The following is a 12,881-nucleotide window of genomic DNA, read 5'->3' as shown; positions in this document are numbered from 1 at the left end:
ATATTTATCATTAATATTGCTCGCCTGTTGGTTCGGCTTGTCGGCCGGACGTTTTTTCGTTTCAGGGTCGAAACATGAAAGGCAAACTCGCCTCACTTCCCATGTCCTATCGTCTGGCGGTCACCTCGCGGGTGCTGGCGGCGGTGTTTGGCGGCTATCTGGTCGCGGCACTGGCCAGTGTCGCCCTGACGATGTGGCTGCCGTTGAGCCGCGCCGAAGCGGTGGTGACGGGCATGACCATTTCCTTTCTGGTCTATCTGGTCGCGGTGCTCTGGTGTTTCGCCTGCCGCACCGCGTGGTCGGCGTGGGTCGGGTTGCTGGTGCCGAGCGTGATTCTGGCGACGGCTTCCGGTGCCGCGCGTGGCTTGGGGTACGCATGAAAGAGGGCTTCCGCCAGGCCATGGCCTGGCTGCACACCTGGGCCGGATTGCTGTTCGGCTGGCTGCTGTTCGCGATTTTCCTGACCGGCACGCTGGCCTATTTCAAGGATGAGATCAGCCACTGGATGCAGCCGGAAATCCCCGCGCACGCTATCGATTCAGCGGTCAGCCTGAGCCTGGCGCAAGGCTATCTGCAGCAGCACGCCCCTGATGCCTCGCGTTGGGTTATCGATCTGCCGAATGCCCGTGATCCCGCGTTGTCCGTGCGTTGGCAAGACGCCCCGGCCGAGCGCGGTCAGCGTGGGCGTTTCACGCAAAAGACCCTCGACGCGCAGACCGGCGCCGAAATACAGCCCCGGGACAGCCGGGGTGGCGAGTTCTTCTACCGCTTCCACTTCCAGTTGCAGATGCCTTATCCCTGGGGCCGCTGGCTGGCGACGATAGCCGCGATGGTGATGTTCATCGCGCTGATCAGCGGGATCATCACCCACAAGAAAATCTTCAAGGACTTCTTCACCTTTCGCCCGCGCAAAGGCCAGCGTTCATGGCTCGACGGGCATAACGCGGTGGGTGTGCTGGTGCTGCCGTTTCACCTGATGATCACCTACAGCAGTCTGGTGATTTTCATGGCGATGGTCATGCCGGCGAGCATCCTGGCGTCCTACGGCACTGATCGCGATGCGTTTTACCAAGCGCTGTTTCCCGAAACGCCGATCCCGGAACGCGCCGGCCAGGCGAGCCTGCTGCCAGCGCTGGCACCGTTATTGGCAAAGGCCAGCGAGCAATGGGCGGGTGGGCACACGGCCCGGGTCAGCGTCATCAACCCGGGCGACGCCAATGCCACGGTGCAGCTGTCCCGCGCCAGCTCCGACAGGATCGCCTATGAGTACAGCCACGACGTGACCTTCGACGGCGTCACCGGGCAGCGCCTCGGCGCCACGCCCGACAAGCCGTTGCCGATGACGGTTGCCAGTGGTTTCTACGGATTGCACCTCGGCCATTTCGCCGGACCGATCCTGCGTTGGCTGTACTTCATCTGTGGTCTGGCCGGCACCGCGATGATCGGTACCGGGCTGGTGATCTGGCTTGGCAAGCGTCAGCTCAAACACGCTAAAAGCGGCGTGATGCCGTTCGAGTTGCGGCTGGTGGAGGTGCTGAACATCGCCAGCATGGCTGGGTTGGTGCTGGCCGTGGCGGTGTTCTTCTGGGCCAATCGGCTGTTGCCGCTGAACTTGAGCGCAAGGGCAGAGTGGGAAGTGAACGGCTTTTTCATCGCCTGGGGTTTGAGCGTGCTGCACGCGCTGCTGCGCCCGGGGCGCAAGGCCTGGATCGAGCAACTGACACTGGCGGCAGCGCTGTTCATCGCGCTGCCATTGCTCAACGCCTTGACCACCGCACATCACCTCGGTGTCACGCTGGTTCAGGGGGACTGGGTACTGGCCGGATTCGATCTGACCTGCTTCGCGGCGGGCCTGTTCCTGGCGTGGGCCGCGTGGAAAATGCAACGCGCCGGCCATAGCGTGCGGGTGAAAAAAGCCCCTCGCACCGCGCCCCGGCCAGTCACCCTTGAGCAGAGGACGCACTGATGCTGCTGGCGCTGTTGCTGTGCTATGCGGGGTTCACCGCGCTGTGTCTGTCGATGCCGCGACACCACGATGAACTGCTGGGCAACAAACCTTCGGCGCGGCGCGCCCGTCATTTGAAGCTTGCCGGATGCCTGCTGCTTGGCGCTTCACTGTGGGCTGCAGTGGCTGCCAACGGCTGGAGCTTCGGCCTGGTCGACTGGTTCGCGGTATTGATGGGCAGCGCCTTGGTGCTGGTGCTGCTGATGCCGTATCGACCGAAACTGGCCTTGCTGCTGGCGGCGCTCAGCTTGCTGGCCACGCCGGTCGCCGCCTGGGCGCAGTACTGAGATGTTGACCGGCCATCCCCCGGAATCCCGCGACGACGAGCCGCACGGCGCGCGTGCGCATTTTCTTCAGGTGTTCCTCTCGCAGCGTTCGCAGATGGAAGCGCTGGTGAACCGGCGCGTCGGCTGCCGGGCCACGGCGGCGGACCTGGTGCAGGACCTGTTCCTGCGCTTCTGGCGTCGGCCGCTGGTGCAGGTCGAAGAGCTCAGCACCTACCTTCTGCGCTGCGCCGGCAACATCGCGATCGATCATTTGCGCAGCGAAGGCACGCGGGTGCGAGTCAACGAGGGCTGGCAACCGGACGCGCCGGACAGCCACGGCAGCGAGCCGCAAGCCGCGCTCGAAGCGGGCAATGATCTGCGCCATGTCGAAGCGGCGTTGCGCGCCTTGCCCGAACGCACCCGGCAGATCTTTTTGCTCAATCGCATCCACGGTCGCAAGTACGCGGACATCGCCAAGGCCATGGGCCTGTCCCAAAGTGCCGTGGAAAAACATATGATGCGCGCCCTCGAGGCCTGCAAGGCCAGCCTGCGCGAACCCGCGCCACGCCTGCCAGGGAAAGCACCGTGAATCCCACCGACCGCGTCGCCCCGACGCCCGCTCAGGAACAGGCCGCGCTTGCCTGGCTGAGCCTGTTGCACGACCGCCCGAGCACCGGCGATCAACTGACGTTCAGCCAATGGCTGCGCGCCGACCCGGCTCACGCCGAGGCCTATGCCCAGGCGCAAGTACTCTGGGAATTGAGCGAAAGCCCGGCGCGGACATTGGCCGATGAAGACGCGTTGGCGTTGCAGGGCTACCTCAATGCGATGGATCGTCCGCGTCGCTCACCGCTGCTGCGCGGGTCGGGCGCGCTGGCGATGGCCGCGTGCCTGTTGCTGATGCTCAGCCTCGCCACAGGCTGGCAGCCGCAGCGCTGGATCGATGATCTGGGCGCCGATTACGTCTCGGCGCCGGGGGAAATCCGCACGGTGACCCTGGCCGATCAATCGCAAGTCACGCTGGACGCCGACAGCGCCATCGCCGTGGATTTCAGCCGGGGCGAGCGACATGTGCAGCTTCGTCGCGGCGCCGGTTTTTTCACTGTGACACACACCGGCGAGCCCTTTGTGGTCGAGGCCGAGAAAGGCCAGGCGCGGGTGCTCGGCACGCAGTTCGAAGTGCGTCTGCAGCCGCAGGGCGCACAGGTCACGGTACTGTCCGGACGTGTTGGCGTGACGGCGGATCGCGATGCGCCACAGCAGATTCTGACCGCCGGCCAGCAAGTGGCTTACGGGCAGGGCCGCGCTGAAAAACTGCACGCCGTGGACAGCGAAGCGCAACTGGCCTGGCGTCAGGGCTGGCTGACTTACTACAAGTCGTCGCTGGCCGAGGTGGTGGAGGATTTGCGGCGCTACTACCCGGGGCGGATTGTGTTGCTCAACGCTGAACTGGGCGCGCGCAAGGTCAGCGGCAGTTTTCCGAGCAAGAACCCGCAGGCAGTGTTGAGTTCGCTGCAAGGGGTGATGGGGTTTGAGCAGCATCAGGTGCTGGGGCATCTGATCATTCTGCGCTGAGGCGGCCGGCGCCATCGCGAGCAGGCTCACTCCTGCATTTGGAATGCGTTCCCTCTGTAGGAGTGAGTCTGCTCGCGATAGCGTTCTTTCAGACTCCAAAAAATATTTTCCAAATGTGGTGAGGTAAACCCTGGGCCCATCCGTGTAGTGACTGAAACTGCGAGTCATTCGCATCCGTTGCGGTTCTACACAGGTCATTGAGCAATGAAGTCCAGGGCAAAATCGGGTTCGGTCAAACAGTGGTTGGGTGTTTCGGCATTGAGTTTTTCCACATTGGCGCTGTTGCCGCTGAGCGTGGCGCTGGCCGCTGAGGCCGTCAGCAGACCGGCGCAACAGCAGTTCAGTTTTTCCCTGAATGCCAAACCACTGCCGCAGGCCTTGAGCGACTTCAGCCGCGTCACCGGGCAAAGCGTGGTCTACACCGATGAGGCGCCGTATGGCCTCAATGCGCCGGCCGTCAACGGCCAGATGAGCGCCGAACAAGCGTTGCAACGCCTGCTCAGCGGCTCCGGCATGACCTTCCGCCGCACCGACAGCCACACCCTGGCGCTGGAACCGCAACCCACTGAAGGTGCGCTCAATCTTGGCGCCACCACCATCACCTCGACCCGTGATGAGTCGATGACGTATCAACCGCCGCAAACCAGTTCGGTGATGCGCTCTTCGGCTTCGCTGCAGGAAATCCCGCAGACCGTCAACGTGATCCCGGCCCAGGTCATCCGCGATCAGACCCCGCGTAATCTCGACGACGCGCTGGCCAACGTCAGCGGCATCACCCAGGGCAACACCTTGGGCAGCACCCAGGATTCGGTGATGACTCGCGGTTTTGGCGACAACCGCAACGGCTCGATCATGCGTGACGGCATGCCGATCGTGCAGGGTCGCGGGATGAGCGCCACGGTCGATCGCGTCGAAGTGCTCAAGGGGCCGGCCTCGTTGCTTTACGGCATCCAGGACCCGGGCGGCGTGGTCAACCTGGTCAGCAAGAAACCGGAACTGACCCAGTACAACGCCCTGACCCTGCGCGGCTCGAGCTACGGCGACGGCAAGAACGGCAGCGGCGGCACCTTCGACAGCACCGGTGCGCTGGGTGAGTCCGGGCTGGCCTATCGGCTGGTGCTCGATCACGAAGACGAAGATTACTGGCGCAACTACGGCACGCATCGCGAGACGCTGATTGCGCCGTCGCTGGCCTGGTTCGGCGAACGCACCAAGCTGTCGTTCGGCTACGAGCATCGCGAGTTCCTCACGCCGTTCGACCGTGGCACGGTGATCGACCCGCGCACCAACCACCCGCTGGACATCTCGCGCAACGAGCGTCTGGACGAGCCGTTCAACGACATGGAAGGCCGCTCCGACCTGTACCATTTCGAGGCCGACCACGAACTCAACGACGACTGGAAAGCCCACTTCGGCTACAGCTGGAACCGCGAAACCTACGACGCCAGCCAGGTCCGTGTGACCGCCATCGACACCAAGAAAGGCACGCTGACCCGCAGCATGGACGGCACGCAAGGCGCGATCAGCACCGACCGCTTCACCACCGCCAGCCTCGAAGGCAAGGTCAACGTGCTGGGCATGCAGCATGACCTGGTGTTCGGCGTCGACGACGAGTACCGCAAGATCTACCGCGCCGACCTGATCCGCCAGAAAAGCCTGAGCACCTTCAGCTACGTCAATCCGGTGTATGGCCGCGAAGTCGAAGGCACTACGGTCAGCCCGGCGGACAGTGCGCAAACCGATCTGCTGCGCAGTGATTCGGTGTTCCTGCAGGACTCCATTCACCTCAACGACCAGTGGATTCTGGTCGCCGGCGGGCGTTTCCAGGAATACGACCAGTACGCCGGCAAAGGCGTGCCGTTCAAGGCCAACACCGACAGCAACGGGCAGAAGTTCGTGCCGCGTGCCGGTCTGGTGTATCGCTACACCGACGAGCTGTCGTTCTACGGCAGCTACACCGAATCGTTCAAACCCAACTCGACCATCGCCCCGCTCAGCGGCAGCAGCACCGTGCTCGACGGCAGCATCGCGCCGGAAGAAGCCAAGTCGTGGGAACTGGGCGCGCGCCTGGACATGCCGGGGCGCCTCACCGGTAACATCGCGCTGTTCGACATCAAGAAACGCAACGTGCTGGTGGCCAACTCCGAAGGCCCGACCACGATTTACAGTGCCGCCGGCGAAGTGCGTTCCCGGGGTCTGGAACTGGACCTGACCGGTCAACTGAGCGACCGCTGGAGCATGATCGGCGCCTATGCCTACACCGACGTCGAGGTCACCGAAGATCCGACTTACAAGGGCAATCGCCTGCAAAACGTGGCGAAGAACAGCGGCTCGCTGTCTGCGGTGTATGACTTCGGCAGCGTGATCGGTGGCGATCAATTGCGGGTCGGCGCCGGGGCGCGCTATGTCGGCGAGCGAGCGGGTAACGCGGTGAATGATTTCGACCTGCCGAGCTACACCGTGGCCGATGCGTTCGCCACTTATGACACCAAGCTCGAAGGGCAGAAGGTCAAGTTCCAGCTCAATGTGAAGAACCTGTTCGACCGCACCTACTACACCTCGGCGGCGAGCCGATTCTTTGTGTCGATGGGCGATTCGCGGCAGATTTCGTTGTCGAGCACGCTGGAGTTCTGATCCGAAACCAGCAAAAGATCGCAGCCTTCGGCAGCTCCTACAGTTGGAATGCGTTTCCCCTGCAGGAGCTGCCGAAGGCTGCGATCAGCGCAAAAACGCCTGCCGATATTCCCCAGGCGTCCCACCCAGCACCTGCTTGAACCGATTGGTGAAGTGACTGGCACTGGCAAAGCCGCACGCCAGCGCAATCTCCCCCAACGGCAACGCCGTGCCGCGCAACAACTCCCGCGCCCGGCTCAAGCGGCGTGCCAGCACATACTGATGCGGCGGCAAACCGAAACTGGTGCGGAACATCCGCGCAAAGTGGTATTCCGACAGCGCACACAACCCGGCCAGTTGCCCGAGACTGATCGGCTCGGCCAACTGACTGTCGATGAACTCCACCAGTTGCCGACGCTGATGCGGCGCCAGCCCGCCCTTGAGGCGCAACCCCTGGCGGGCGCCGACCTGGCTGAGCAAGGTGTGGCTGATCAATTCATGGGCGAGGCTACTGGTCAGCAGACGCTCGGCGGGTTCGTCCCAGTTCAGGCTCAACAGTTGCCGAAAGCGCCGCGCCTGTTGCGGGTCTTCGAGAAAAGTCTGCTCGCGCAACTGCATTTCCCGAGGTTCGCGATCAAGCAGGGTGACGCAACCGAGGGCGAATTGTTCGGCGCTGAAATACAGGTGTGCCAGGCGAATGTCGCCGTTGATCACCCAGCCTGATTCATGCTCGGCGGGCAGGATGCAGAGTTTGTCCGGGCCACCCTTGTGCCCCGGCTGACCGCGCCGAAACGTGCCGGTACCGCCGGCGATATAGCAGGAAAGTGTGTGGTGACTCGGTGCTTCGTATTCCTGGGCGTCGTGGTGGTTGGTCCACAGCGCCGCAGACAAGCCGTCACCGAGCTCGGCGCTGTGCACCAGGCGTGCATTCGGCGAGCGGTTGAGGGCTTGAAAGACTTGCAGGGTATCGATAGCGGCCATATGCGGTTCTCTCCAACGCCTTGCATCCTACTCCGTAGGCGTCGCGCTGCCAGCCAGTACGCCGACAAAAGCGCAAGATTGTGCAAGCGCTCCAACCCTTGCTGCCGCACCCTGATTCTCAATTAAACGCGAAACCTGTAGCGAGCGAGCTTGCTCGCCACAGAAAAGCGCTCAGCGTTGCCGCATCAAGGAGTGTTTGCCATGAACCTGTCGTTGTATTTGTTGACCGTGCTGATCTGGGGCACCACCTGGATTGCCCTGAAGTGGCAACTGGGGGTGGTGGCGATTCCAGTGTCGATCGTCTATCGCTTCGGCCTCGCCGCGCTGGTGCTGTTCGTGCTGTTGCTGCTCAGCCGCCGGCTGCAACCGATGAACCGCCGTGGCCATCTGATCTGCGTGGCGCAGGGTTTGTGCCTGTTCTGCGTCAACTTCATGTGCTTCCTGACAGCCAGCCAGTGGATCCCCAGCGGCCTGGTGGCGGTGGTGTTTTCCACCGCGACTTTGTGGAACGCGCTCAATGCGCGGGTGTTCTTCGGCCAGCGTATTGCGCGCAATGTGCTGATGGGCGGGGCGCTGGGCTTGTTCGGGTTGGGGATGTTGTTCTGGCCGGAACTGGCCGGCCATCACGCCAGCCCGCAGACCTTGCTCGGTCTGGCGCTGGCGTTGTGCGGAACCCTGTGTTTCTCGGCGGGCAACATGCTCTCGAGCCTGCAACAGAAAGCCGGTCTGAGACCCTTGACCACCAATGCCTGGGGCATGGCCTATGGCGCGGCGATGCTGTCGGTGTGGTGCCTGGTCAAAGGCATTCCGTTCGACATGGACTGGTCGCCACGCTACGTCGGCGCGCTGCTGTACCTGGTCATTCCGGGCTCGGTGATCGGCTTCACCGCGTACCTGACGCTGGTCGGGCGCATGGGGCCGGAGCGTGCGGCGTATTGCACCGTATTGTTCCCGGTGGTGGCGCTGAACGTATCGGCGTTTGCCGAAGGTTATCAGTGGACGGCGCCGGCGCTGGTCGGACTGGTATTGGTGATGCTGGGTAACGTGCTGGTGTTTCGTAAACCGCGTGCGGCGCTGCTGGCACACAGCAAATTGGCGTGAATGTCCAAGTGCAGCGTTAGTGCCTCAACGCTCCACTTTGATGGCGATGTAAATTAATAGCGGAAAGATGAAATCGACAATATGCCGAGCCCAGTCCTTGGCATTCCAGATTTGTGATGTATCCATGTCAAACCATTCGACACCGATCACCTGCAGGCAGACGTAATAAACAAACATCGCGATCAATAAACCGATAATCGAATATTTCTTTGCTTCATGAAAGGCTTGCTCTGAAGCATTGATCTTGCGCAGAAGATGGTAGGTGCCTATCAGGCAACACGCGGTCCAGGTCACTTCCAGCGTGATGATGAGCCAATAGATTCGGTGGTGCAGCATCGGCGAGTCGATGGCCCGGTAACGGATGTTGGGGTTTGTCTGGGTGGTGTCCATGCTGAGAATGTGGCCGACGTATTCGTAATTCGAGGCGTAGTCGGTAAAGTTGCTAAACATCACCAGCAAGCCGAAAAAGCTGATGTAAGCCATCAGCGTGACTTTGCTGTAGCGGATGAGTTTTTGTGTGCTCAGGCTGTTCAAGTATTTCTCCAGGATGTTTGTCGTGTTGTTGATAAGTCTGGAGAGTTTAATGTTCAGTGTTGTGCTTTTAATCCAAGGTTAAGTTGCAAGGTATTTAGCTGCGGGCGAGTGATGGATGAAACGGGCAAGTGCCGATGAAGCACTTGCCCGTTTTTTCAGCCGCGCCAGACCTGCGGATTGACCAGGTCCTGCGGGCGCTCGCCGAGCAGCGCGCTGCGCAAGTTGGCGAGGGCACGGTTGGCCATGGCTTCGCGGGTTTCGTGGGTGGCGGAGCCGATGTGCGGCAATGTCACGGCGTTTTTCAACTGGAACAGCGGCGATTCGGCCAGCGGTTCTTTTTCGTAGACGTCGAGGCCGGCGCCACGGATGCGGTTGTTTTGCAGGGCTTCGATCAGCGCCGGTTCATCGACCACCGGGCCGCGGGAAATGTTGACCAGAATGGCGCTCGGTTTCATCAGCGCCAGTTCGCGGTGGCTGATCAGGTGGCGGGTCTTGTCGCTGAGCGGCACGACCAGGCAGACGAAGTCGGCTTCGGCCAGCAGTTGGTCGAGGCTGCGAAATTGCGCGCCGAGTTGTTGTTCCAGTTCGGTCTTGCGGCTGTTGCCGCTGTAGAGGATCGGCATGTTGAAACCGAAGTGGCCACGGCGGGCGACGGCGGCGCCGATGTTGCCCATGCCGACGATGCCCAGGGTTTTGCCGTGGACGTCACAGCCGAACAACGGGGCGCCGACGCTGGCTTGCCATTGGCCGGCCTTGGTCCAGGCGTCGAGTTCGGCGACCCGGCGGGCGCTGCTCATGATCAGGGCGAAGGCGAGGTCGGCGGTGCTTTCGGTGAGCACGTCGGGGGTGTTGGTGAGCATGATGCCGCGTTGGTTGAAGTAGTCGAGGTCGTAGTTGTCGTAGCCGACGGAGACGCTGGAGACGACTTCGAGTTTGGCTGCGTTTTCGAGTTGGGCTTTGCCGAGTTTGCGGCCGACGCCGATGAGGCCGTGGGCGTGGGGGAGGGCTTCGTTGAATTGGGCGTTGATGTCGCCGTTTTTGGGGTTGGGGACGATGACGTCGAATTCCTGTTGCAGGCGTTCGATCATTGGGGGGGTGATGCGGCTGAAGGCCAGGACTGTTTTTTTCATTGGGCTGGGGCTCGGCTTCTGGGCTTTATTGCCAAGCAAGCTAACATTTCTTTGTGGGGTTTGGCTTGTCTTGGCGGCCTTTGGGCCGACCAGGTTCTTGGGGTTTTGGGTGTATATCCGTTTCTGCGGGTGTTGCCGCTGGCGGTTTCGCCCTTACGGCGAGTCCCTTTGGCAGACGCCCCAAAGGAACCAAAGGTCTGGGCCCCGGCGTTCGGCCCTCGCTTAGGCTCGGGTTCCTTCGCTCCGGGGTTCATCCGGGGGCATCGTCTACGGTTTGCTTCGCTGCACCTCCTCTCGCTGTGTTCGACTTCGTCGAACGGTCGCTGCGCTCCCACCCCCGGATAAACCCCTCCACTCAGCCTGCCGAAGGGGCCGGTACGGCAAGATCAAGAGCTGCAGCCGAGCTAACGCTCATCCTGTTGAGTGGTGAAGAGCATGCGGTCGGCTTTTGCTTTTCTGTAGGAGTGAGCCTGCTCGCGATGACGGCCTGACAGCCAACCAATCTCCGACTGAATGCACCCAATCCAATTGTAGGAGTGAGCCTGCTCGCGATGACGGCCTGACAGCCGACCAGTCTCCAACTGAATGCACTCAATCCAATTGTAGGCGTGAGCCTGCTCGCGATGGCGGCCTGACAGCCAACCAATCTCCGACTGAATGCACCCAATCCAATTGTGGGAGCTGGCTTGCCAGCGATGGCGGCCTGACAGCCGACCAGTCTCCAACTGAATGCACTCCATCCAACTGTAGGAGTGAGCCTGCTCGCGATGACGGCCTGACAGCCAACCAATCTCCAGCTGAATGCACCCAATCCAATTGTGGGAGCTGGCTTGCCAGCGATGGCGGCCTGACAGCCGACCATTCTCTAACTGCCTGCCCCAATCCAACAAGGGTTCAGCTGTGTGCTGCTGGCTGGGTGATTTCGACATTATCCAGCACTCGATTCACGGCCAGTTCCGCCAGCATGATGATCTGCTGAATCGCCAGAAGGGTGTGCCGCTGTGGCGGATCCACATAGGCCGCAATGTCGCTGGTCATGATGCTCGCCGAGGCCAGTGATTCGCAGGCGTGCACCAGCAAGCTTTCGTTGTCCATGTCGGGGACGACCTGGAACATGGTGCTGGGCTTGTGGGATTTCAGGGGGGTGGAGGAGGGTTTGAGGTAGTGGTCCAGCGCACGCTCGGCGGCGTCGTGGAGTTTTTTCGAGTCGATGGATTCGTAGGGGGAGGTGCAGTCCGTCTCGGGCGGGTTGGGCGATGGTTTGATCATGGTGAAACTCCATTCGGGGTGTGGAGTTCGCCACGTACTGCGACCAAGCAATAGGGTGGCGAACCGTACGCAGGTTGGTCGACCAGGGAATGGAAACCCGGCAGGGCCAAGGCCCTCCCACGCACAGCTCGCCATTAAGCAAGCTTAAAAAGTGCGCCATTCTAAACCCGGACGACCAAGTCCGGTCGTTGATTCGTCAACGACCCCCTGAGCGTATCCACCCAATTTCCGACCCACAACCTTCAAAACCTGTCGGAAAACTTCCGCAAAATCACTCCTTTGTAGGAGCTGCCGTAGGCTGCGATCTTTTGATGTTTAAACATCAAGCCCAAACGATCGCAGCCCGCGGCCGCGCCTGCAGGTTTCGCGATGTGTTGAAAATCAGTTGGCGACGCGGGCTCCGGCGAGGCTGCCGCTTAACTCGTAGGCGGCCAGTTCTGCTTGGTGCGCGGCGAGGATTTCCGGCAGCGATCCGCGCAAGTACTCCACCCAGGTCTTGATCTTCGCATCCAGGTATTGCCGCGATGGGTAGATCGCGTACAGGTTGAGTTCCTGCGAGCGGTAGTTCGGCATCATTCGCACCAGCGTGCCGTTGCGCAGGCCTTCGATGGCGGCGTACACCGGCAGCACGCCGACGCCCATGCCGCTGATGATCGCGGCTTTCATTGCGTCGGCGGAGTTCACCAGGAATGGCGAGCTGTTGATGGTGACCATTTCCTGGCCGTCCGGGCCGTTGAAGGCCCATTTTTCCAGGGGTATCACCGGGCTGACGAGGCGCAGGCAGGCGTGGTTCAGCAGGTCGCTGGGCTTTTGTGCGCAGCCGTTGGCTTTCACGTAGGCCGGCGAGGCGCAGACGATGCTGTAGGTGATGCCCAGGCGTTGCGAGACGAAGCCCGAGTCCGGCAGTTCGCTGGCGAGCACGATGGACACGTCGTAGCCCTCGTCGAGCAGGTCCGGCACGCGGTTGGCCATGGTCAGGTCGAAGGTCACGTCCGGGTGGGTCTTGCGGTAGCGGGCGATGGCGTCGATCACGAAGTGCTGGCCGATGCCGGTCATGGTGTGCACTTTCAGCTGGCCGGCGGGGCGGGCGTGGGCTTGGCTGGCCTCGGCTTCGGCTTCTTCGACATAGGCCAGGATCTGTTCGCAGCGCAGCAGGTAGCGCTTGCCGGCTTCGGTCAGGGCGATGCGCCGGGTCGTGCGATTGAGCAGGCGGGTTTGCAGGTGGGCTTCCAGGTTGGAGACCGCGCGCGAGACGTTGGCCGTGGTGGTGTCGAGTTGCACGGCGGCGGCGGTGAAGCTGCCGGCTTCGGCCACGCAACTGAAGGCGCGCATGTTTTGCAATGTGTCCATGGGGTGCTCTCAAGGGAGATGGCAAATTGTGACACGAAGTTTCAGGGGCTGAGACCC

The 12,881-nt window shown here is 61.8% G+C and carries 12 protein-coding genes; 7 read left to right on the top strand and 5 right to left on the bottom strand.

The window, feature by feature from the left end; translation table 11 throughout:
* Window positions 1-74: 74 nt before the first annotated feature.
* The 6 genes from J5M57_RS03985 (at window position 75) to J5M57_RS03960 (ending at window position 6,480) form a co-directional block, all read left to right on the top strand.
* Window positions 75-380: a DUF3649 domain-containing protein gene (locus tag J5M57_RS03985; RefSeq protein WP_169843141.1), complete on the top strand. Its 306-nt coding sequence runs from the start codon at window positions 75-77 to the stop codon at window positions 378-380.
* A complete protein-coding gene (locus tag J5M57_RS03980) occupies window positions 377-1,966 on the top strand; it encodes a PepSY-associated TM helix domain-containing protein (RefSeq protein ID WP_207847501.1) in 1,590 nt (529 codons plus the stop codon). The genes J5M57_RS03985 and J5M57_RS03980 overlap by 4 nt, the downstream gene beginning before the upstream one ends.
* The gene (locus tag J5M57_RS03975; RefSeq protein WP_207847499.1) at window positions 1,966-2,292 is read left to right on the top strand and encodes a DUF3325 domain-containing protein; all 327 of its coding nucleotides are present in this window, start codon (window positions 1,966-1,968) and stop codon (window positions 2,290-2,292) included. Before J5M57_RS03980 ends, J5M57_RS03975 begins: the two co-directional genes overlap by 1 nt.
* Window position 2,293: 1 nt before the next feature.
* On the top strand, window positions 2,294-2,860 hold the full coding sequence (locus J5M57_RS03970; protein ID WP_064586043.1) for an RNA polymerase sigma factor: 567 nt from the start codon (window positions 2,294-2,296) through the stop codon (window positions 2,858-2,860).
* Window positions 2,857-3,846, top strand: coding sequence for a FecR family protein (locus J5M57_RS03965; protein WP_207847497.1), 990 nt, complete (start codon window positions 2,857-2,859; stop codon window positions 3,844-3,846). The genes J5M57_RS03970 and J5M57_RS03965 overlap by 4 nt, the downstream gene beginning before the upstream one ends.
* 204 nt (window positions 3,847-4,050) lie before the next feature.
* Complete coding sequence (locus tag J5M57_RS03960) at window positions 4,051-6,480, top strand: TonB-dependent receptor (RefSeq protein WP_207847495.1); 2,430 nt, start codon at window positions 4,051-4,053, stop codon at window positions 6,478-6,480.
* 84 nt (window positions 6,481-6,564) lie between these two features.
* On the opposite strand, the gene J5M57_RS03955 is transcribed toward J5M57_RS03960, so the two are convergent.
* Entirely contained in the window at window positions 6,565-7,440 is an 876-nt protein-coding gene (locus tag J5M57_RS03955) for an AraC family transcriptional regulator (protein WP_207847493.1), read from the bottom strand.
* 201 nt (window positions 7,441-7,641) lie between these two features.
* Between J5M57_RS03955 and J5M57_RS03950 the strand changes: the two genes are divergently transcribed.
* Window positions 7,642-8,541 carry a DMT family transporter gene (locus J5M57_RS03950; RefSeq protein WP_169843146.1) on the top strand — a complete coding sequence of 300 codons (900 nt, stop codon included), beginning with the start codon at window positions 7,642-7,644 and terminating at the stop codon, window positions 8,539-8,541.
* A 24-nt stretch (window positions 8,542-8,565) separates the two neighbouring features.
* On the opposite strand, the gene J5M57_RS03945 is transcribed toward J5M57_RS03950, so the two are convergent.
* From J5M57_RS03945 to J5M57_RS03930, 4 genes are all read right to left on the bottom strand, one after another.
* The gene (locus J5M57_RS03945) at window positions 8,566-9,075 is read right to left on the bottom strand and encodes a DUF2165 domain-containing protein (protein ID WP_169843147.1); all 510 of its coding nucleotides are present in this window, start codon (window positions 9,073-9,075) and stop codon (window positions 8,566-8,568) included.
* A gap of 155 nt (window positions 9,076-9,230) precedes the next feature.
* A complete protein-coding gene (locus J5M57_RS03940; protein ID WP_064586049.1) occupies window positions 9,231-10,205 on the bottom strand; it encodes a D-glycerate dehydrogenase in 975 nt (324 codons plus the stop codon).
* Between the two features lie 894 nt (window positions 10,206-11,099).
* Window positions 11,100-11,474 (bottom strand): DUF6124 family protein, encoded by a 375-nt coding sequence (locus J5M57_RS03935; protein WP_064586050.1) that lies wholly within the window; start codon window positions 11,472-11,474, stop codon window positions 11,100-11,102.
* Window positions 11,475-11,855: 381 nt separating this feature from the next.
* A complete protein-coding gene (locus tag J5M57_RS03930) occupies window positions 11,856-12,824 on the bottom strand; it encodes a LysR family transcriptional regulator (RefSeq protein WP_064586051.1) in 969 nt (322 codons plus the stop codon).
* Between the last annotated feature and the right edge of the window lie 57 nt (window positions 12,825-12,881).

Source organism: Pseudomonas sp. 86_A, from assembly GCF_017491705.1.
Classification (GTDB): domain Bacteria; phylum Pseudomonadota; class Gammaproteobacteria; order Pseudomonadales; family Pseudomonadaceae; genus Aquipseudomonas; species Aquipseudomonas koreensis.
The sequence above is the reverse complement of the archived record's forward strand: the minus strand, read 5'-3'. Positions and strand labels throughout refer to the sequence as shown.

Excerpts from the sequence above, each read along its gene's own strand:
- J5M57_RS03985 (WP_169843141.1), top strand. The coding sequence starts at position 75 with ATGAAAGGCAAACTCGCCTCACTTCCCATGTCCTATCGTCTGGCGGTC.
- J5M57_RS03980 (WP_207847501.1), top strand. The coding sequence starts at position 377 with ATGAAAGAGGGCTTCCGCCAGGCCATGGCCTGGCTGCACACCTGGGCC.
- J5M57_RS03975 (WP_207847499.1), top strand. The coding sequence starts at position 1,966 with ATGCTGCTGGCGCTGTTGCTGTGCTATGCGGGGTTCACCGCGCTGTGT.
- J5M57_RS03970 (WP_064586043.1), top strand. The coding sequence starts at position 2,294 with ATGTTGACCGGCCATCCCCCGGAATCCCGCGACGACGAGCCGCACGGC.
- J5M57_RS03960 (WP_207847495.1), top strand. The coding sequence starts at position 4,051 with ATGAAGTCCAGGGCAAAATCGGGTTCGGTCAAACAGTGGTTGGGTGTT.
- J5M57_RS03955 (WP_207847493.1), bottom strand. The coding sequence starts at position 7,440 with ATGGCCGCTATCGATACCCTGCAAGTCTTTCAAGCCCTCAACCGCTCG.
- J5M57_RS03950 (WP_169843146.1), top strand. The coding sequence starts at position 7,642 with ATGAACCTGTCGTTGTATTTGTTGACCGTGCTGATCTGGGGCACCACC.
- J5M57_RS03940 (WP_064586049.1), bottom strand. The coding sequence starts at position 10,205 with ATGAAAAAAACAGTCCTGGCCTTCAGCCGCATCACCCCCCCAATGATC.
- J5M57_RS03935 (WP_064586050.1), bottom strand. The coding sequence starts at position 11,474 with ATGATCAAACCATCGCCCAACCCGCCCGAGACGGACTGCACCTCCCCC.
- J5M57_RS03930 (WP_064586051.1), bottom strand. The coding sequence starts at position 12,824 with ATGGACACATTGCAAAACATGCGCGCCTTCAGTTGCGTGGCCGAAGCC.